This is a genomic window from Streptosporangium sp. CA-135522 (genome assembly GCF_050949235.1).
Taxonomy (GTDB): domain Bacteria; phylum Actinomycetota; class Actinomycetes; order Streptosporangiales; family Streptosporangiaceae; genus Streptosporangium.
On the sequence record NZ_CP192026.1, the window covers coordinates 1,372,055 to 1,390,929 of the forward strand.

At 69.5% G+C, this 18,875-nt stretch carries 17 protein-coding genes; 12 read left to right on the forward strand and 5 right to left on the reverse strand.

Annotation, left to right across the window (positions count from 1 at the left end; genetic code table 11):
• Positions 1–27 precede the first annotated feature (27 nt).
• Complete coding sequence (locus tag ACQPYK_RS06810; RefSeq protein ID WP_433251892.1) at positions 28–1,005, forward strand: malate dehydrogenase; 978 nt, start codon at positions 28–30, stop codon at positions 1,003–1,005.
• Between the two features lie 144 nt (positions 1,006–1,149).
• On the opposite strand, the gene ACQPYK_RS06815 is transcribed toward ACQPYK_RS06810, so the two are convergent.
• Positions 1,150–1,782, reverse strand: coding sequence for an anti-sigma factor family protein (locus tag ACQPYK_RS06815; RefSeq protein WP_433251895.1), 633 nt, complete (start codon positions 1,780–1,782; stop codon positions 1,150–1,152).
• Positions 1,772–2,281 (reverse strand): sigma-70 family RNA polymerase sigma factor, encoded by a 510-nt coding sequence (locus ACQPYK_RS06820; RefSeq protein WP_433251898.1) that lies wholly within the window; start codon positions 2,279–2,281, stop codon positions 1,772–1,774. The genes ACQPYK_RS06815 and ACQPYK_RS06820 overlap by 11 nt, the downstream gene beginning before the upstream one ends.
• Positions 2,282–2,411: 130 nt before the next feature.
• Here ACQPYK_RS06820 and ACQPYK_RS06825 point away from each other — a divergent pair, with 130 nt between their 5' ends.
• Together ACQPYK_RS06825 and ACQPYK_RS06830 are read left to right on the forward strand one after the other, a co-directional pair.
• Complete coding sequence (locus ACQPYK_RS06825; protein WP_433251901.1) at positions 2,412–3,050, forward strand: hypothetical protein; 639 nt, start codon at positions 2,412–2,414, stop codon at positions 3,048–3,050.
• Between the two features lie 243 nt (positions 3,051–3,293).
• On the forward strand, positions 3,294–4,040 hold the full coding sequence (locus tag ACQPYK_RS06830) for a hypothetical protein (RefSeq protein WP_433251903.1): 747 nt from the start codon (positions 3,294–3,296) through the stop codon (positions 4,038–4,040).
• Positions 4,041–4,074: 34 nt separating this feature from the next.
• Here the strand turns inward: ACQPYK_RS06830 and galE are convergent, their stop codons facing one another.
• Positions 4,075–5,034: a UDP-glucose 4-epimerase GalE gene (galE, locus tag ACQPYK_RS06835; RefSeq protein ID WP_433251906.1), complete on the reverse strand. Its 960-nt coding sequence runs from the start codon at positions 5,032–5,034 to the stop codon at positions 4,075–4,077.
• Between the two features lie 122 nt (positions 5,035–5,156).
• On the opposite strand from galE, the gene ACQPYK_RS06840 reads away from it, so the two are divergent.
• From ACQPYK_RS06840 to ACQPYK_RS06850, 3 genes are all read left to right on the forward strand, one after another.
• A complete protein-coding gene (locus ACQPYK_RS06840; protein ID WP_433251909.1) occupies positions 5,157–6,662 on the forward strand; it encodes a CNNM domain-containing protein in 1,506 nt (501 codons plus the stop codon).
• A 14-nt stretch (positions 6,663–6,676) separates the two neighbouring features.
• On the forward strand, positions 6,677–7,681 hold the full coding sequence (gene trpS, locus ACQPYK_RS06845) for a tryptophan--tRNA ligase (RefSeq protein WP_433251912.1): 1,005 nt from the start codon (positions 6,677–6,679) through the stop codon (positions 7,679–7,681).
• A 107-nt stretch (positions 7,682–7,788) separates the two neighbouring features.
• Entirely contained in the window at positions 7,789–8,715 is a 927-nt protein-coding gene (locus ACQPYK_RS06850) for a YihY/virulence factor BrkB family protein (protein ID WP_433251914.1), read from the forward strand.
• 81 nt (positions 8,716–8,796) lie between these two features.
• On the opposite strand, the gene ACQPYK_RS06855 is transcribed toward ACQPYK_RS06850, so the two are convergent.
• Complete coding sequence (locus ACQPYK_RS06855) at positions 8,797–9,888, reverse strand: D-alanyl-D-alanine carboxypeptidase family protein (protein WP_433251917.1); 1,092 nt, start codon at positions 9,886–9,888, stop codon at positions 8,797–8,799.
• 94 nt (positions 9,889–9,982) lie between these two features.
• Between ACQPYK_RS06855 and ACQPYK_RS06860 the strand changes: the two genes are divergently transcribed.
• A complete protein-coding gene (locus ACQPYK_RS06860; RefSeq protein WP_433251920.1) occupies positions 9,983–10,201 on the forward strand; it encodes an SCO4848 family membrane protein in 219 nt (72 codons plus the stop codon).
• Here ACQPYK_RS06860 and ACQPYK_RS06865 read toward each other — a convergent pair.
• Entirely contained in the window at positions 10,160–11,578 is a 1,419-nt protein-coding gene (locus tag ACQPYK_RS06865; RefSeq protein ID WP_433251923.1) for a peptide ligase PGM1-related protein, read from the reverse strand. The two genes, ACQPYK_RS06860 and ACQPYK_RS06865, sit on opposite strands and share 42 nt — an antisense overlap.
• A gap of 487 nt (positions 11,579–12,065) precedes the next feature.
• Between ACQPYK_RS06865 and ACQPYK_RS06870 the strand changes: the two genes are divergently transcribed.
• The 5 genes from ACQPYK_RS06870 (at position 12,066) to ACQPYK_RS06890 (ending at position 18,867) form a co-directional block, all read left to right on the forward strand.
• Positions 12,066–13,304, forward strand: coding sequence for an amidohydrolase (locus tag ACQPYK_RS06870; RefSeq protein WP_433251925.1), 1,239 nt, complete (start codon positions 12,066–12,068; stop codon positions 13,302–13,304).
• Positions 13,305–13,662: 358 nt separating this feature from the next.
• On the forward strand, positions 13,663–14,739 hold the full coding sequence (locus ACQPYK_RS06875; RefSeq protein ID WP_433251928.1) for a BMP family lipoprotein: 1,077 nt from the start codon (positions 13,663–13,665) through the stop codon (positions 14,737–14,739).
• A gap of 102 nt (positions 14,740–14,841) precedes the next feature.
• Entirely contained in the window at positions 14,842–16,365 is a 1,524-nt protein-coding gene (locus ACQPYK_RS06880) for an ABC transporter ATP-binding protein (RefSeq protein WP_433258710.1), read from the forward strand.
• Between the two features lie 76 nt (positions 16,366–16,441).
• Positions 16,442–17,593 (forward strand): ABC transporter permease, encoded by a 1,152-nt coding sequence (locus ACQPYK_RS06885; RefSeq protein ID WP_433251931.1) that lies wholly within the window; start codon positions 16,442–16,444, stop codon positions 17,591–17,593.
• Positions 17,590–18,867, forward strand: a complete 1,278-nt coding sequence (locus tag ACQPYK_RS06890) for an ABC transporter permease (protein ID WP_433251934.1) — start codon at positions 17,590–17,592, stop codon at positions 18,865–18,867. Before ACQPYK_RS06885 ends, ACQPYK_RS06890 begins: the two co-directional genes overlap by 4 nt.
• Positions 18,868–18,875 lie beyond the last annotated feature (8 nt).

Below are 18,875 nucleotides of genomic sequence, written 5' to 3' on the forward strand. Positions count from 1 at the left end.
AATTCATCCTTCGAGTGGGGGAAGGTCATGGCCCAGACTCCCGTAAAGGTCACCGTCACCGGCGCCGCCGGTCAGATCGGCTACGCGCTGCTGTTCCGCATCGCGTCGGGCCAGTTGCTGGGCGCCGACGTCCCGGTCAAGCTGAGCCTGCTGGAGATCCCGCAGGCGGTCAAGGCCGCCGAGGGCACCGCGATGGAGCTCGACGACTGCGCGTTCCCGCTGCTGAGCGGCATCGAGGTCACCGACGACGCCAACAAGGCCTTCGCCGGCGCCAACGTCGCGCTGCTGGTCGGCGCCCGCCCGCGTACGGCCGGCATGGAGCGCGGCGATCTGCTCCAGGCCAACGGCGGGATCTTCGGCCCGCAGGGCAAGGCCATCAACGACAACGCGGCCGACGACATCCGCGTCCTCGTCGTGGGCAACCCGGCCAACACCAACGCGCTGATCGCCCAGCAGCACGCCCCGGACGTCCCGGCCGAGCGCTTCACCGCGATGACCCGCCTGGACCACAACCGCGCGCTGTCCCAGCTCGCCGCCAAGCTCCAGGTCCCGGTCACCGAGATCAAGAAGATGACCATCTGGGGCAACCACTCCGCCACGCAGTACCCCGACCTGTTCCACGCCGAGGTCGGCGGCAAGATCGCCGCTGAGCAGGTGGACGAGGCCTGGCTGCGCGACACCTTCATCCCGACCGTCGCCAAGCGCGGCGCCGCGATCATCGAGGCCCGGGGCGCGTCCTCGGCCGCCTCCGCCGCCAACGCCGCGATCGACCACGTCTTCGACTGGGTCAACGGCGCCGAGTGGACCTCCGCCGCGATCCCCTCCGACGGTTCGTACGGCGTGCCCGAGGGCCTCATCTCCTCCTTCCCCGTCGTCTCGCGCGAGGGCAAGTGGGAGATCGTCCAGGGCCTGGAGATCGACGCCTTCTCCCGCGAGCGCATCGACGCCTCGGTGCGCGAGCTCGAAGAGGAGCGCGCCGCCGTCCGCGAGCTCGGCTTGATCTGAGTCCGCGCACCGCGCCGAATCCATGAGAAGGGGCCCCGGCTTGTGCCGGGGCCCCTTCTCATGTGCTCCGCACGGGCGATCGCCGGGATGGAGCCCTTCACGGAACCCTTCGGGGAAGGAGACCGCCCGGGGCTCGGGACCGTCTCATCGGCTGATGGGCGCGCGAAGCACGGCGGGGCCTCCAGGGACCGTGCTCAGGCCGAGCGCGACCGTGTCGCCGTCGGGCACGGCGGCCGACAGTTCCATGGTCAGGCCCATGCCTCGCGCGGTGAAGCTGCCCGCGGGCACCCGGCTGCCGTCCCGGCGCTCCAGCCACACCAGGTAACGCCGGTCGTTTTCCAGACCGCTGACCGTGAGATTCACCGCCGTTCCCCAGGGACGGTCGTCCAGCTCGGCGGAGAGTCGCACATCGCGTGAGCTGTACGCCACCGTGGAGCCGTCCGTGCCGGAGATCAGCACGGCTGTCGTGACGACCCCGGCGAGCACGGCCGCCGCGAGCCCGCCGAACCGGCTCAGCCGGCGTCTGCGCCTGCGGCGGACGTCCACGGCGGTCAGCACGCTGTCGCGAAGCCAGGGCGGTGGCGCGGGCGGGCGGGGAACGCGGTCCGGATCGGCGTGACCGAGCGCGCCGGCCACCTCGCGCAACGCGTCGAGATCCGCCCGGCAGGAGGGGCAGCCGTCGGCATGGGCGGTCAAGGCGGTCACCTCGTCCTCGGGCAGCCGGCCGAGCGCGTGCATCCCCAGCAGAGCCTGGTAGTCGCGGCAGTTACTCACCATCCCATCCCATCTCCTCCAGCACCAGGCGCAGGGCCTTGAGCGCGTAGAAAACCCTGCTGCGGACCGTACCCGCGGGAATGCGCAGCTCGGCGGCGACCTCCGCGGGCGGCCGATCGCGCAGGTGGACCTCGACCAGCACGTGCCGTTGTTCGGGGGACAGGCGCCTGAGCGCCTCCTCGACCTGCATGCCGAGCAGGAGCCCTTCCAGGTTGTTCTCGCCGGGCAGGTCCGTTCCCTGTTCCGCCGAGAGCTGCGGCCGTACGGACCGCGCCCGAAGGAGATCGATCACCACGTTCCGGCAGATCGCGAAGAGCCACGTGCGGGGGGACGACTGCCGGTGGTCGTACCTGCTCCCGGTGCGCCACGCTCGTACGAAGGTCTCCTGCACCGCGTCCTCGGCCAGCCCAGGGTCACCCAGGGAACGCCTGGCGAACGCGAACAGTTCGCCTCCGTGATCGTCATAGGCCGCCCGCAGCGTGGCCTCGTCGTCCAGTCGCACGTGGTCCTCCTCTCATTCCGCCAGGGCATACGGGGGAGACCGTCGTGACGTTCATCCTGTCCGCTGAACGCCGGACGCCACCCCTGCGTACATCCACCCGACATCAGCGATCGACGAAGGAGAAGCGATCATGCGAAGAGGTGCATGGGCGGTGCTCGGAGCCGCCCTGACGATCAGCGCCACGGCCACGGTTCCCGCGCTGGCGGACGACACGGCGGCGAGCGGAAAGCGTACAGCGCAGGTGTGGGTGCATTCACCGAAGGCGGGTTCGGCGACCGCGCTGGAGGGCGCGGCCTGGATGGTGGAACTGTCGGTTCGCTATCGCGACGGGCTCAAGGGAGCCGGTTGGAGCGGGCCGCAGCTGACCGGGCCCAACGGCGGCACGGGGACGTTCGGCCCCGGCAAGGACGACAAGCTGCCCGGCCTGGTGGTCCTGCTCTCCACCACGACGGGCTTCTCCGGTCCGGGAACGAACCTGGCCAACCTGTTCAACGTCACCGGGCTGGCCCAGCGCGGCCGGACCGGAGGCGAGGTCACGATCTGGGATTCCTGGTTGGTCGGCAAGCCGCTGTTCGGGAAGGACACCGCCAGCGTGCTCACCGTCGCGGTCGTGGGCGACCTCGACGGCAACGGTGTGCTCGACGACGCCCCCGACGTGGTCCGGGACGCCGACGGCGACGGCCGGATCGACGCGCGGGATCTCCGTGAACTCGGCGTGACCTCGAACATCGCCGAGGTGCCGTTCCGGATCAGCGGCGACGGCGCCTGACCGGCGCCTGACCCGGGGCGCCGGTCGACACGGCCGGCGCCCCGGTCCAACCGGGCCGTCGGCCTTCCTCGATGATCCCATGACCTGCCCAGGGTGAATCGGTGGCGTGTCGATCATGTCCCGGACCGGCGTCTCGGCGTTAAATGATCATTGAGGGTCGGGGGATCGGTGTTCATGGCGCATGGTGCGGTGCGGGTCGTCGTTGGGATTGTCAGTCTTGCTCTCCTCGGAGCACCCGGAACGGTGCTGGCGGAGTCGAGGAAGAATCCGGTCGGAGCGGATCTGTCCGTACGGATGGAGACCTCGCCGAAGATCGCGCAGCCGGGGCAGCCGCTGCTCTACCGGGCCGAGGTGAGCAACGCCGGGCCCGAGGACGCGGTGCTGCCGCTGCTCACCATCCGGTTGCCCGAGGGGGTGCAGGTCCTCCGTGTCGACGTCGCCGAGTGTCGTCCGGGCGCGACGGCCAACGAGGTGGTCTGCGCCTCGGAGCACGACGTCCTGGCCGGTGGCACCGGCGGGGTGACGGTCAGCGGTCTGGTCCGTCCGGGCGCGCACGGCCCGCTCACGGCGACCGCGACGCTCTCCTCGGAGATCGTGGACGCGAACGAGGCGAACAACTCCGCCCGGACGCTGACCGCGGTGGACGAGGGCGCGGATCTGGCGGTCCGGCTGTCACGCAAGGCACATGCCGGTCGGCTGGTCTGGATGGGCGCGGTGGTCCGCAACCGGGGGCCACGGGTCGTCCGGGACGCCGCCCTGTTCTTCCACACGAAGCGGGCGCGGTTCCTGTCGGCCAAGGGGGCCCGGTGCCGGTCGTATCCCGGCCTCGTCGGCTGCAAGCTGCGCTCGGTCGGTTCCGGAAAACGGGTCAGCCTCCGGCTGGCCTTCCGCTCCCATCGGCGCGCGCTGCGAGCCAAGGCGACGGTCTACTCCACCCACGTGGGCGACCGTCGCCCCGCCAACAACATGGCCCGCATCAACCTGCGTTAGCCCGCGCGGCGGGGCGGGTCTTCGCCCGACCCGGTCAACGGGGCAGGGCGGCCCAGGCGTCGGCGACGATGTCCCGGACGGACGGGTGTTCCGGCTTCCAGCCGAGCTCGCGCTGAATCTTCTCGGCGGAGGCCACCAGCACCGCCGGATCTCCGGCCCGGCGCTCGCACATGACCGCCGGGATCTCGTGCCCGGTGACCTCCCGGCAGACCGAAAGGACTTCCTGCACCGAGAAGCCCGTGCCGTTGCCCAGGTTGTAGATCTTGTGTTCGCCGGCCGAGCAGGCGTCGAGCGCCAGCAGATGCGCGCGGGCCAGGTCCGCCACATGGATGTAGTCGCGGACGCATGTCCCGTCAGAGGTGGGGTAGTCCGTGCCGAAGACACTGACCGAATCGCGTCCGCCGAGCGCGACGGCGAGGACGTTAGGGATCAGGTGGGTCTCCACGGTGTGCCGCTCGCGGTAGACGCGCCCGTCCTCGCCGGTGTACGCGCCGCCGACGTTGAAGTAACGCAGGCTCACCGCGGCCAGGCCGTACAGCCCGGCGAACGTGGACAGCGCGGTGTCGACCGCGAGCTTGGACGCGCCGTAGGGGTTGGCCGGCCGGGTGGGGTCGGTCTCCAGGATGGGGGAACGCTCCGGCTCGCCGTAGGTGGCGGCGGTGGAGGAGAAGACGATCCGCCCGACCTCGGCGGATCGCATGGCGTCGAGCAGGGCCAGGGTGCCGCCGAGGTTGTGCGCCCAGTAGCGGCCGGGCTTCTCCACCGACTCGCCGACCAGCGACTTCGCCGCGAAATGGAGCACGCCGTCCATGCCCGGCAGCACGTCCGCGGCCTCGGTGACCGACCCTTCGACGAAGCGCGCGCCCGCCGGCACCGCGTCCGCGTGGCCGGTGGAGAGGTCGTCCAGCACGGTGACCTGGTGACCAGCCTCGACGAGTTGAGCCGCGACGACGCTACCGATGTATCCGGCGCCTCCGGTGACCAGCAGCTTCACGGAGCCTCCTGTTTGATGATGTCTGAATGTGTTTATTTTTGTAAGGCTACTGCCAGCATATGCTGGCACATCAAATATCGGCCACAGTCGGAACGGGCGACGGCCATGACGGAGACGGTCTCGTGAACAGCGTCCTGGCGAACATCGCCTTGGTCATGCTTTTCGTATTGATCGGGGGGTTCTTCGCCGCCGCCGAGATGGCCATGGTCTCCCTCAGGGAGAGCCAGGTGCGCAGGCTCGGCACCCAGGGCCGCAGAGGTGCCAGGGCGGCCAAGCTCGCCCGCGACCCCAACCGCTTCCTGTCGGCGGTGCAGATCGGCGTCACCGTGGCGACCATGCTGTCGGCGGCGTTCGGCGCCGACACCCTCGCCCAGGATCTGATCCCGGTCGTGGACGGGTGGGGCGTGCCCAAGGCCGTGTCGGCTCCGCTCTCCCTGGTGCTGGTGACCCTGGCGATCTCCTACCTCTCGCTGGTCCTGGGCGAACTCGCGCCCAAGCGGATCGCCCGGCAGCGCGCCGAGGGGATCTCGCTGCTGGTCGCGCCGTTCCTGGACCGGATGGCCGCGCTGTCCCGGCCGATCATCTGGGCGCTGTCGAAGTCCACCGACGGCGTGGTCAAACTGCTCGGCGGTGACCCCGAGGCCGACCGTGAGGAGATCACCACCGAGGAACTGCGCGACATGGTGGTCGGCCACCAGGAGCTCACCGCCGACGAGCGTCACCTGATCGCGGAGGTCTTCGCGGCGGGCAAGCGCCAGCTCCGCGAGGTCATGTTGCCGCGCACCGAGGTGGAGTTCATGGCCGCCGACACCCCGCTGGCCGAAGCCGCCGTGCTGGCCGCGGCCATGCCGCACTCCCGCTTCCCCGTCTACCGCGACTCCTACGACGACGTCGTGGGCTTCATCCACATCAGGGACCTGCTCGACCCGGTGCTGACCGGCTCCATCGAGCCGATCAGCGAGCTGCTGCCGATCCGCCCGGTCAAGCTGCTCCCGGCCAGCAAGCGGGTGCTCGCCACGCTGTCGGAGATGCGCGACGAGGGGCATCATCTGGCGATCGTGGTCGACGAGTACGGCGGCACCGCCGGCATCGTCACCCTGGAGGATCTCGTCGAGGAGCTCATCGGCGACATCCGCGACGAGCACGACATCGAGGACGAGCAGGTGGTGCTGCCCGCGGGAGAGGTCGAGCTCGACGGCTTGACCAATCTCGACGAGGTGGCGACCGAGACGGGAATCCGGCTGGCCGACGGCCCCTACGAGACCCTGGGCGGGTTCGTCATGGCGGCCCTGGGCCATCTGCCGGCGCTGGGGGAGCGAGTGGAGATCCCCGGGTTCGAGATGTCGGTCACGGACATGGACGGCCGTAGGGTCTCCCGGGTCCGCATCAAGCGCCGCAACCCCCCGCCGGCCGTGCCGGAGGACGCCGACCCCGCCACGCCGGAGGACGCCGACTCCACCGCGTCGGACGATGCCGACCCTGCCGTGCCGGAGGACACCGACCCCGCCGTGCCGGAGGACGCCGACCCCGCCACGCCGGGTGCCTCCGATCCGGGCACGGCGACGGCCTTTCCGCCGGCCGCCTCGGCCGCTTTCGAGTCGCGGTCACCGAACACTCCAGACAGCTGACACAATTACGTGCTATGGCCAGTCCTCGTGTCCTGTCCGGAATCCAGCCCACCGCCGACTCCTTCCACCTGGGTAACTACCTCGGTGCCGTGCGGCAGTACGTCGCCATGCAGGAGGGCTACGACGCGTTCTACTGCGTCGTCGACCTGCACGCGATCACGGTGGACTACCAGCCCGAGACGCTGCGCAGGCGCTCCAGGATCGCCGCGGCCCAGCTTTTCGCCGCCGGCCTGGACCCGGAGCGCTCCACGGTCTTCGTGCAGAGCCACGTCCGCGAGCACAGCGAGCTGGCCTGGGTGCTGATCTGCCTCACCGGCATGGGTGAGGCCGGCCGGATGACCCAGTTCAAGGACAAGTCGGCGAAGTCCGGAGAGAGCTCGGCCAGCGTCGGCCTGTTCACCTATCCGATCCTGCAGGCCGCCGACATCCTGCTCTACCAGGCCGATCAGGTCCCGGTCGGAGCCGACCAGAAGCAGCACCTGGAGCTCACCCGCGACCTCGCGCAGCGCTTCAACCACCGCTTCGGCGAGACCTTCACGCTGCCCAAGCCGTACATCGTCGAGGGCGTCCAGAAGATCACCGACCTTCAGGACCCCACGGCCAAGATGTCGAAGTCGTCCTCCTCGCCGGCGGGCATCCTCGACCTGCTGGAGCAACCGGGCCCGCTGCGCAAGAAGGTCATGCGCGCGGTCACCGACACGGGTTCCGACGTCCTCGCCGACGACGAGAACAAGCCCGGTGTCACCAACCTGCTCCGCATCCAGTCGGCACTGACCGGCACGCCGATCTCCGAGCTTGAGACCCGCTACGCCGGACAGGGATACGGCGCCTTCAAAAAGGACGTGGCCGAGGCCGTCGTGGAGACCTTCACGCCGATCCGGGAGCGGACCGAGAAGTTGCTGGCCGACGAGGCCGAGCTCGACAGGATGCTCGCCGTCGGCGCCGCGCGGGCCCGTACCGTGGCGGCCGAGACCATGGCCAGGGTCCGCGACCGGGTGGGGTTCCTGCCCACGTCCTGACCTGCGGAAGGCTCGATCCGCCCAGGGCCGCCGAGGCCGCCGGAAACCGTCCACGGGACGTGCTCGCATCCACGCACGACGGACCGGTAATTGGGTAAGGGACGCGGGTGACGAGCGTGCAGGAACGGATCGAGGTGTTCCGCGAGTGGGGCCGGACGAAGGTCGGCTCCACTCGGGTGCGATGGCCCTGGTTCGACCATCTGATCAGGACCGTCCATCGCTACCAGATCCAGTTCGGTGACCGGCTGGCCGGGGCGGTGACCTATTTCGCGTTCCTGTCGTTCTTCCCGATCATCGCGCTGGCGTTCGCGGTCTTCGGCTTCTTCCTGTCGGTCCGGCCGGACGCCGTCAGGACCCTGCAACAGGCCATCGACCAGTATCTTCCCGGCCTCGCCGACCAGCTTCCCATCCAGCAGATCGCCGACTCCCGCTCCAGCGCGGGAGCCATCGGCCTGGTCGGCCTGCTCTATGCCGGGCTCGGCGCGATCGACGCGCTGCGCGGCGCGCTCCGCGAGATCTCCATGACCACGGAGGCGCCCCTCAACTTCTTCCTCGCCAAGCTTCGTGACCTGGCCGCGCTGATCCTGGTCGGCGTCACGATGATCGCCTCGGTGCTGGTCGGCGGCTTCGCCACCCAGGCCAGCGGGACCGTGGCCGGGTGGCTCGGCCTGTCGAAGTCGGTGCTCGGCAGCGGCTCGGTCTGGCTCGTCGGCCTGGCGGTCAGCGTGCTGGCCGACACCGTCCTCTTCTTGATCATCCTTCGCTGGATGGGCCGATCGAGGCAGCCGCTCCCGGTGGTGCTGCGCGGCGCGCTGCTGGGCGCGCTCGCCTTCGGCCTCCTGAAGCAACTCGCCGCGCTGATCCTGGCCAGGACTCTGAACAACCCCATCTACGGGGTGTTCGCGGTGATGGTCGGGCTGCTGGTATGGATCAACTTCTCGGCTCGGGTGATCCTCTACGCGGCGGCCTGGACGGAGACCTCTTCGCTCGGCCCGCCGCCCGAGCCCACACCGATCCCCAGCGCCCCCGCCTAGGCCCGCGGCCCTCCCTCAGTGCCGGCACCCCTGCCTAGGCTCGCGGCGCCCTCCCTCGCCTCGACGGCCGGTCTGCGTCGCCTAGCGGGAGCGCCGGCGGATGCCGTACACCAGCCAGACCACGCCGCCGAGCAGGCCCGCGCCCAGCACGTAGAGGCCCGCGGCGGGGATTCCCCCGAAGCCGGAGGCGGGGCCGGCCCCGGTCGTGCCGCCGGACGGTGCCACCGGCGCCGCGGGTGAGGAGGCCGTCGCGGTCGGCAGGGGGGCGGCCTCGGGGACCGGGTCCACCAGCCGGCCGACCGGAGCGGTCTTGCCGCGGGTGGCGAAACCCCAGTCGAGCAGGTCGGCGACCTCGTCCCAGAAATAGCCGTCGTGTCGCATGATCGACACGATGATCGTGTGACCGTTCCGCCTGGCCGCGCCGACGAAGCTGCCCAGAGCCTTGGACGTCCAGCCGTTCTTGACGCCGATCATGCCCTTGTAGCGCCAGAGCAGCTTGTTGTGGTTGCCGATCTCGTAATAGCCCTTGGGCGCGGGAAACTTGTCAGTCTTTGTGCTGATATATCGCTGGAAATCATCGTTGGCCAGCCCGGCGCGGGCGATCAGCGCCAGGTCGTAGGCCGAGCTGCTCTGCCCGGGCTTGTCCAGCCCGCTCGGCGTCTTGGCCACCGTGTCGAAGGCCTGCAACCGCTTGGCCTCGGCGTTCATCTCCTGCAGCGTCTTGGCCACGCCGCCGTTGGCCTCGGCCAGCGCCATCGCGCAGTCGTTGCCCGAGACCAGCAGCAACGCCTTGAACAGGTCCTGAACGGTGTAGATGGGCTTGGAGACCAGGCCGACGGCGCTGCCCTCCTCGTTCACCGCGCGAGTGCTCGGCTTGACCTTCTGGCTCTTGTCGAGTTTCGGGATGAGGGTGAGGGCGGTCAGGGCCTTGAGCGTGCTCGCCGGCAGGTAGCGCCCATGCGGGTCCTTGGCGGCGAGGACCTCGCCTGTCTCCGCGTCCGCGATCACATAGGCCTTCGCGGCGGTCTTCGGCGGCGCCTTCACCCCGGCCGGAGCGACGACTCCCCGCTCCCCGAGCTGAGTCCCGCCGACGGGCTCGGTCTCCGCGTGGGCGGAAACGCCCAGAAAAGTGGTCGCCGCGAGCAGCACCCCGACGGGCGCGACGTGTTTCATCCCCATAGTGATCTCAGGGTAGCTTCGTGCCGATTCGCATGCGGTATCACACACGCTGACCAGGGGACATATCCGGTAACGGAATACTGATGTCATGCAAATATCGCGAAAGATCGCCGGATTCCTCGCCGCCGTCGCCGCCTTCATGATCTTTGAATGGATCAATCTCGGCTTCAACCTCGCCGACGGGCATCCGACGGCCTTCTACGTGGTGCACGGCATCCTGATCGCGGTGAACATCGTCGTGGCGATCGTGCTCGGCGTGATCGGCCTACGCGGGCTGGCAAAGCGCCCGAAGGGTCCTTCGATGTAGCTCGGCGGCCTCTTCCGCCGAGTCGCCGATGCTGGTGAAGCCGAGCTTGCCGAATTCCGGAACCGCGCCGAGCAGGTGCAGCACGTTGCCCGTGCGGGTCTCGCGATCGAAGCCGAGGCCGCGGTCGTGGACCAGCTTGACGACCTCCCCGGGGGTACGGCCCCGCAGCGGTGCGGCGGTGCAGTTGTCGGTCGCCACGTAGTACTTGGAGCGGCCGTCGCGCACGAGCGTGCCGGTGTCGGGGTCATAGGTGGCGCCGGTGGTCAGCAGGGCGGCGCCGAACGGATGCGTGGTGCCGCCGATGCGCAGGTTGATCTCACAGAGCAGGGGCCGGTAGCCGGCGTCGGTCTTGACGGCGAAGAAGTCCATGCCGAACAGGCCGACCACGCCCCGGCCGGCGAGGACCCGGGCGATCCGCTCGGCGCACTCGCCCACCTGGGCGCGGTAGTCCGGTTGCGCGGGGAAGGCGCAGCCCTGGTAGACGTCACCGTTCGGGCCGCCGAGGATCTGCTCGTGGGTGGCGACCACGTCGTGGGCGCCGCCGGGGGTGATCCTGGCCAGGGCGCTGGGCGAATACAGCGGCCGGCCCTCGACGAACTCCTCGATCACCGCGCCCCGCTCGGCGATCTTCTCGGCGAACGTCGTCCAGGTCTCGTCCGGCGCCGAGAAGCTCGTGTGGCAGGCGACGAGGGGCCGTTCGTCTTTGATCACGATGGCGTTGCCCAGCCCGGAATAGCTGTTGTTGAGCTTGATCATCAGCTTGGACGTGGGGCTCAGCGCGCGGGCGGCGTGCTCCACCTCGGTCAGCGACCGCAGGTCGGCGAAGCCCCGGGCCATCGGTACCCCGGCCTCCTCACCGATCATGCGCCCGCCGCTCTTGGACCCCAGGTGGGCCAGGGAGGTGGCGGGGCCGTAGATCGGCAGGTCGAGCATCCCGGCGAGCCGTTCCTCGTGCTCGCTGACCACGAACGGCACCATCCAGGCGCCGCCGGACGCGTGGCGGATCGAGGCCCGGATCCGTTCGACGACGTCCGGACGGTGCAGCAGCGACACGGTGAGCGGGCACGTGCGCGGATCATCCAAACTGATCATTTGCAGGCGGGTGCGAGCCTCGTCGGGGTCGTCGAGGAAGCTGAGGTAGTAGTCCACGATCGCGGTGTCCACCGGTACGGAGGACAGGTAGACGACTTCGACGTCCGGCTGTCTGAGGGTGAGCAGGAGGAACAGCAGCCGTTCCTCGTAGCACAGGGCGCCGGTGATCCGGCGCAGTTCATCCTGGGGGAGCGACAGCGAGGGGATGACCACCAAGGTCCCCTCGTTCGGTTCGAAGATGCTTAATCTGGAATGCTTCTCCCCGAACGGGATATTAGTGATCATATGTGCAGTGAAGCACGCATTCTTCCGCTTTGCATCACTCCCTTGGGTTCGATGACCGGCACCTGAGGTCACGTAAATTGCCAGCTCGCTGACGTTTCAACAGGGGCGCTACCGGCCACCCCCGCGGCGGCATCACCCGGTACGGCCACCGCCCATAGCCAATCCGGGCCATCGCCTCTGGTCAGAGTGGGTCAGGAGAGGCGGACGGAGGGGATGGGACGGCAAAACATTTGGCTTAGATGTCGGCGGGCTGTTGCGAAGGCGAGATAAGGTCGATGTCATCGTCAACGCGCCGGCGGCCGCATAGCGGCCCGTCGCTCCCGCGCTGACGGTTCATCGGTCGCACTGGCGTAGCCCATGGCACCCACCCCGGCTCATCAGTGCGGCGATCACTTTTTTTTCGGACTGCTTCATGGATCGCATGATTCTGGGCAGTGGCACGTTGCGTCGAGGATTCAGGCCGCTGGCGCGGATGGGATGGTGACCAATGCGGGGGCGTAATTTTCGGGGAGAACTCGACACGTTCCTCGCCGGGCGTGAGCAGGAACTGATCGACTTCCGTCGTGACCTGCACATGCATCCCGAGCTGGCGTTCGCCGAATACCGCACGACGCAGCGCATCGCCGAACGGCTGAGCGCGGCCGGTCTCGTGCCCTCGATCCTGCCGCGGGGCACCGGTCTGATCTGTGAGGTCGGCAGCGGCGACGGGCCCACCGTGGCGCTGCGGGCCGACATCGACGCGCTGCCCGTGCCGGATGAGAAGGATGTCCCCTACAGCTCCACGGTCCCCGGCGTCTGCCACGCCTGCGGTCACGACGTGCACACCACGATCCTGCTCGGGACGGCGCTCTTCCTCGCCCAGCAGGCGGCTGCCGGGCTGCTGCCCGGCCGGGTCCGGCTGATCTTCCAGCCCGCCGAGGAGCTGCCCGGCGGGGCCCTGGAGGTCATGGCCTCGGGTGGCATCAGTGGTGTCGACCGCATCTTCGGCCTGCACTGCGACCCCCGGGTGGACGTCGGCAGGGTCGGCCTCAAGACCGGGCCGATCACCTCCGCCTGCGACCGGGTCTCGATCCGGGTGAGCGGTCCCGGTGGGCACACCGCCCGGCCGCACCTCACCGCCGACCTGGTCTTCGCCCTCGCGAAGATCCTCACCGAGCTGCCCGCCGGACTGTCGCGCCGGGTGGATCCGCGCTCGTCGCTGAGCCTGGTCTGGGGGCGGGTCGAGGCGGGCTCGGTGGCCAACGCGATCCCGGACGACGGCGTCGCCGAGGGCACCGTGCGCTGCCTGGACGAGGAGGCCTGGCACGCGGCCCCCGACCTGATCAAGGCGTTGCTCGACTCGGTCGCGGGCGCCTACGGCGTCGAGGCCCGGATGGACTACGTCCGCGGTGTGCCGCCGGTGGTCAACGACGAGGTCAGCGTGCAGATGCTGGCCGAGGCCGCGCTGGGCGTCCTGGGGGAGGGCGCCGCGGTGCCGACCCAGCAGAGCCTGGGCGGGGAGGACTTCGGCTGGTACCTGGAGTCCATCCCCGGGGCCTTCGCCCGGCTGGGCACCCGCAAGCCGGGCTCGGCCCATCTGGCCGACATCCACCAGGGCACCTTCGACGTGGACGAGGACTGCATCGGCACCGGTGTGCGATTCCTGGCCGCGACCGCGCTCACCGCGCTCTGGGAGGGGCAGCGGCCCACCTCCGCCGAACCGGTCGCGGGCATCGCGATCTCCTGACCCCGGCCGGGCGCGTGATGGCCCGAGCCGGCCGGAAGGTCGACGACCTCAAAGCCGGGGGCGTGGACCGCGCCACCACCGGCGGTCACATCGACGACATCAAGTCTCAACCGGAAGACCTCGAAAAGAGGATCATCAGCGGCCGGGTCTCCGTGCCGTGATCGGACAGGGATGGCGGTCAATCTTACCAGCGGGTAGGCTCGGTCGCCTTCCTGTGTCACGAGGCGGCCTGAGCTGCATAACGGACCTGTTTCGGACTCGTATGCTGGTTTGGTCAACCCTGGTCAACCAACTATCTTCCGTGCAGGGTTGCCGTGCGTCTCTTCGCGCGTGCACTGAAACGCGAAGGGGGTCCATCTTGCTTCAGAACCGATTCGGCAAGCTGGCAGCTACCGTATTGACGGGCAGCATGCTCATGGGGGCTGCCGCGTGTGGTGGAAACGACGACGCGGCCACGTCGGCCAAGCCGAGCGACGGGGCCAGCTCGGCTCCGGCCGCGGCGGGCGCGAAGGTCGGCCTCGCCTATGACATCGGCGGCCGCGGCGACCAGTCGTTCAACGACGCCGCCGCCGCCGGCCTGGACAAGGCCAAGACCGAGCTCGGCCTCGCCGAGACCAAGGAGATCGAAGCCGACAGCGGCGAGACCGAGGCGGCCAAGGAGGAGCGGCTGCGCCTGCTCGCCTCCGGCGGCTACAACCCGATCGTCGCGATCGGCTTCGCCTACTCCGGGTCGCTGAAGAAGGTCGCCGCCGAGTTCCCGGACATCAAGTTCGCGATCGTCGACGACGCCGCCGCGACGGGTCCCAACATCTCCAACCTCCTGTTCGCCGAGCACGAGGGCTCCTTCCTCGTCGGCGCCGCCGCGGCGCTGAAGTCGAAGAAGAACCACGTGGGCTTCGTCGGCGGCGTCCAGGTGCCGCTGATCCAGAAGTTCGAGGCCGGCTTCGCCGCGGGCGCCAAGGCGGTCAAGTCGGATGTCAAGGTCGACGTCAAGTACCTGACCCAGCCGCCGGACTTCGGTGGCTTCAACGACCCGGCCAAGGGCAAGACGGCGGCCGAGGGCATGTTCGACGCGGGCGCCGACGTGGTCTACCACGCCGCGGGCGGTTCCGGCAGCGGCGTGTTCGAGGCGGCCAAGGCCGCCAAGGGCCTGGCCATCGGTGTCGACTCCGACCAGGCCAAGACCGCGGCCGCCGATTTGCAGAGCGTCATCATGACCTCCATGATCAAGAAGGTCGACGTCGCCGTCTTCGACTTCCTGAAGAGCTTCAGCGGCGGCGGGGTGAAGAGCGGCACCACGATCTACGACCTCAAGGCCGGCGGCGTCGACTACTCCACCACCGGCGGCCAGGTCGACGACATCAAGACCAAGCTCGACGAGTACAAGCAGAAGATCATCTCCGGCGAGATCACCGTGCCGGAGAAGACCTCCTGACCTGGTAGTAATGAAGGGCCCGGCGGATGATTCCCCGGGCCCTTCGGTCAGTCTCAACCATCACGTTCCGCAAACAGGGCCACCCGTGCGGAGGAGGCCGTCATCAGCACCTCGACCCCGGCCGTCGAACTCGCGGGGATCACAAAACGATTCCCCGGCGTCGTGGCCAACCGCGACATCTCCCTATCTGTGCAGCAGGGCCACGTGCATGCCGTCGTCGGAGAGAACGGCGCGGGCAAGTCCACCCTCATGAAGATCTTGTACGGCATGCAGCGTCCCGACGAGGGCGAGATCCGCGTCAACGGGACGGCCACGCATTTCCGCTCCCCGGCCGACGCGATCGCGGTGGGCGTCGGCATGGTCCACCAGCACTTCATGCTGGCCGACAACCTGACCGTGCTGGAGAACGTGATCCTCGGCAACGAGCCCCGCACCGGTGGGGTCGCGATCGACTTCGGCGCGGCCCGCAGGAAGATCAAGCAGATCTCCGATTCCTACAGCCTGGGCATCGACCCCGATGCCATGGTGGAGGATCTGGGCGTCGGTGCCCGGCAGCGGGTGGAGATCCTCAAGGTCCTCTACCGCGGCGCCCGGATCCTCATCCTGGACGAGCCGACCGCCGTGCTCGTGCCGCAGGAGGTGGACGAGCTCTTCGACAACCTGCGCGAGCTGGTCCGCGAGGGCCTCACGATCATCTTCATCTCGCACAAGCTGGACGAGGTGCTCTCGGTCGCCGACGCCATCACGGTCATCCGGCGCGGCACGACCGTCGCCAGCGTGTCGCCCAAGGACGTGACCGCCAGGCAGCTGGCCGAGCTCATGGTCGGCAGCGAGCTGCCCAGTCCGGAGACCCGCGACTCCACCGTCACCGACGTGGTGGCGCTTTCGGTGCGCGACCTCAGCGTCCGCTCGGCCGAGGCGCGCCATCTCGTCGAGGACGTCAGCTTCGACATCCGCAAGGGCGAGGTGCTCGGCATCGCCGGCGTCGAGGGCAACGGCCAGGCCGAGCTCGTCGAGGCCATCATGGGCATGCGCGTCGCGGAGGGGGAGATCCGCCTCGGCGAGGAGGACATCTCCGCCTGGTCGACGCTGCGCCGCCGCGAGGCCGGCATCGGCTACATCCCCGAGGACCGGCACCGGCACGGCCTGCTGCTGGAGGCCCCGCTCTGGGAGAACCGGATCCTCGGCCACCAGACGCGGCGCCCCAACGTCAAGGGCCCCTGGATCGACCGCGGCGGCGCCCGCAAGGACACCCAGCGCATCGTCGAGGAATACGACGTCCGTACCCCGGGCATCGACGTGGACGCCGCCGCCCTGTCCGGCGGCAACCAGCAGAAACTGATCGTCGGCCGGGAGATGAGCGGCGACCCGGTGTTCCTGATCGCCTCCCACCCGACGCGCGGAGTGGACGTCGGCGCTCAGGCCGCGATCTGGGACCACCTGAGGGCCGCGCGCGCCGCGGGCCTGGCCGTGCTGCTGATCTCGGCGGACCTGGACGAGCTCATCGGCCTGTCGGACACGCTGAAGGTGATCCTGCGCGGCCGTATCGTCGCGGAGGTGGATCCGCGGAGGGTGACGCCCGAGCAGCTCGGGTCGGCCATGACCGGTGCTGGAGAGGCGGCATGAACATCCACGCAGCGCACCGAACGAGTGCGTTCCCCGTGACGACGCGGTACTCCCGCACGGCGACCGGGGTGATCGCATGAGCCCCGCGGAGTCGACCTTCGCCGATCGGCTGCTCGGCCGGGTCCGGCTCGGCGGCCTGCTCTCGCTCGCCGCGCCGATCCTCGCCGTCGTGTTCGCCGGGTTGGTCACCTCTATCGTCCTGCTGATCACGGGCGATCCGCCCCTGGAGACGCTGGGCGTCATGATCGACTACGGCGTGCAGCCGCGCTCGATCGTGCTGACCCTGAACTACGCGACGACCTTCTACCTGTCGGCGCTGGCGGTGGCGATCGGGTTCCGGATGAACCTGTTCAACATCGGCGTCGACGGCCAGTACCGCCTGGCGGCGCTCGTCGCGGCGGCCGTGGGCGGCGCGGTGACGCTGCCCGCCCCGCTGCACGTCGCCCTCATCATCTTCGTCGCCATGGTGGTCGGCGCGGGCTGGGCGTCGATCGCGGGCCTGCTGCGGGTCGGGCGGGGCGTCAGCGAGGTCATCTCCACGATCATGCTGAACGCCATCGCCACCGCGCTCGGCGCGTGGCTGCTCAACAAGGACCGGCTCGCGGTCGAGGTCGCGGGCAGCAACAACATCGGCACCAAGCCGATCGGCCCGTCCGGCCAGGTGCCCGGCCTGGCGCTCGTCTCCGGCACCCAGACCAAGGTGTTCGGCCTGATCATCCTGGCGATCGTCATGGGAATCCTCTACCACGTGCTGCTCAACCGGACCCGCTTCGGCTTCGACCTGCGCGCCACCGGCCGCTCGGAGTCGGCCGCGGTGGCCAGCGGCGTCAACGTCAAGAGGATGATCCTGGTGGCGATGATCCTGTCCGGCGCGGTGGCCGGCCTGGTCGGCATGCCCCAGCTGCTGGGCGCGTCCTACAGCTACAGCCTGGACTTCCCCACGGGGCTGGGCTTCACCGGTATCGCGATCGCGCTGCTGGGCCGTAACAACCCGATCGGCATCGCCTTCGGCGCGCTGCTGTGGGCCTTCCTCAACACCTCGTCGAACATCCTGCAGATCCACGAGATCTCCCCGGAGATCGTCCAGATCATGCAGGGCACGATCGTGCTCTCGGTCATCATCGCCTACGAACTGGTCCATCGTTACCAGATCGCCGCCGGCCAGCGCCGGGTGAGCAAGGAACTGGCAAGTGGCACCCCGGCCCGGCCCGAAGGAGTGTCGGCATGAGCGAAGGCGCCGTGACCCTGTCGGAGGCCCCGCTGGAGGAGCCGAGGAAGCCCGTCAGGTTCAGACTCACCTGGCAGGTCCTCCTGCTCGCCCTCGGCGGGCTGGTCGTCCTGCTGTCGCTCACCCGCGCCGTCACCGGCGCCGTCGACCTCACCTCGGCGGGGGCGATCAACGCGGCCGTCGCGCTGGCCGTACCGATCGGCCTGGCCGGTCTGGGCGGTCTGTGGTCCGAGCGGGCCGGCGTGGTCAACATCGGCCTCGAAGGCATGATGATCCTGGGCACCTGGTGCGGCGCCTGGGGGGCGATCCACTTCGCCAACCCCTGGGCCGGCGTCGTCGCAGGCGCGATCGGCGGAGCCCTCGGTGGCCTGCTGCACGCGATCGCCACCGTGACGTTCGGCGTGGACCACATCATCTCCGGCGTCGCGATCAACATCCTGGGCCTGGGCGTCACCCAGTTCCTGTCCAAGGTGACGTTCGCCGAGATGCCGGGCGGCGGCGACTCCCAGTCGCCCCCCGTGCCCAAGCCGGGCATCGTGAGCCTGCCGTGGGTCGGCGACCCGCTGGCCACGCTGGAGGCCAAGCAGTGGTTCCTGCTGTCCGACGTGGCGGGCATCCTGAGGGGCCTGACCACCAACGTCTCGCTGTTCACCATCCTGGCGATCCTGCTGATCCCGCTGACGTTCTACGCGCTGTGGCGAACGGCGTTCGGCCTGCGGCTGCGCTCCTGCGGCGAGCGGCCGGTGGCGGCGGAGTCGCTGGGCGTCAACGTCTACTTCTACAAGTACGTCGCGGTGGTCGTCTCCGGCGCCCTGGCGGGTCTCGGCGGCGCGTTCCTGTCGCTGGTGGCCGCCAGCGCCTACCGCGAGGGGCAGACCGGCGGTCGCGGCTTCATCGGCCTCGCCGCCATGATCTTCGGTAACTGGCGTCCGGGCGGCCTGGCGGCCGGCGCGACGCTGTTCGGCTACACCGACGCGCTCCAGCTGCGCCGTGGTGGCGAGTCGGTGCACGCGCTGCTGCTGCTGGTGGCCATCCTGATCGCCGGCGTGGCGATCTACCAGCTCGTCCGGCAGAACCGCACCAGGGCGGCCCTGATCACCGGGGGCGCGGCGATCGCGGTGTTCGTCGTTTTCGCCCTGACCGACACCATCCCACCCCAGTTCACCTCGGTCACCCCGCACATCACCACGCTGCTGGTGCTGTCGCTGGCGGCCCAGCGGCTGCGCCCGCCCGCCGCCGACGGCGTGCCGTACCGCAGGGGACAGGCGAAGTGACCACATCG

Bases quoted from the DNA above. Each gene is read 5' to 3' on its own strand.
- ACQPYK_RS06870 (WP_433251925.1), top strand. From the start codon at position 12,066: ATGCGGGGGCGTAATTTTCGGGGAGAACTCGACACGTTCCTCGCCGGG.
- ACQPYK_RS06860 (WP_433251920.1), top strand. From the start codon at position 9,983: ATGCAAATATCGCGAAAGATCGCCGGATTCCTCGCCGCCGTCGCCGCC.
- ACQPYK_RS06855 (WP_433251917.1), bottom strand. From the start codon at position 9,888: ATGAAACACGTCGCGCCCGTCGGGGTGCTGCTCGCGGCGACCACTTTT.
- ACQPYK_RS06865 (WP_433251923.1), bottom strand. From the start codon at position 11,578: ATGATCACTAATATCCCGTTCGGGGAGAAGCATTCCAGATTAAGCATC.
- ACQPYK_RS06810 (WP_433251892.1), top strand. From the start codon at position 28: ATGGCCCAGACTCCCGTAAAGGTCACCGTCACCGGCGCCGCCGGTCAG.
- trpS (WP_433251912.1), top strand. From the start codon at position 6,677: ATGGCCAGTCCTCGTGTCCTGTCCGGAATCCAGCCCACCGCCGACTCC.
- ACQPYK_RS06885 (WP_433251931.1), top strand. From the start codon at position 16,442: ATGAGCCCCGCGGAGTCGACCTTCGCCGATCGGCTGCTCGGCCGGGTC.
- ACQPYK_RS06815 (WP_433251895.1), bottom strand. From the start codon at position 1,782: ATGGTGAGTAACTGCCGCGACTACCAGGCTCTGCTGGGGATGCACGCG.
- ACQPYK_RS06825 (WP_433251901.1), top strand. From the start codon at position 2,412: ATGCGAAGAGGTGCATGGGCGGTGCTCGGAGCCGCCCTGACGATCAGC.
- ACQPYK_RS06890 (WP_433251934.1), top strand. From the start codon at position 17,590: ATGAGCGAAGGCGCCGTGACCCTGTCGGAGGCCCCGCTGGAGGAGCCG.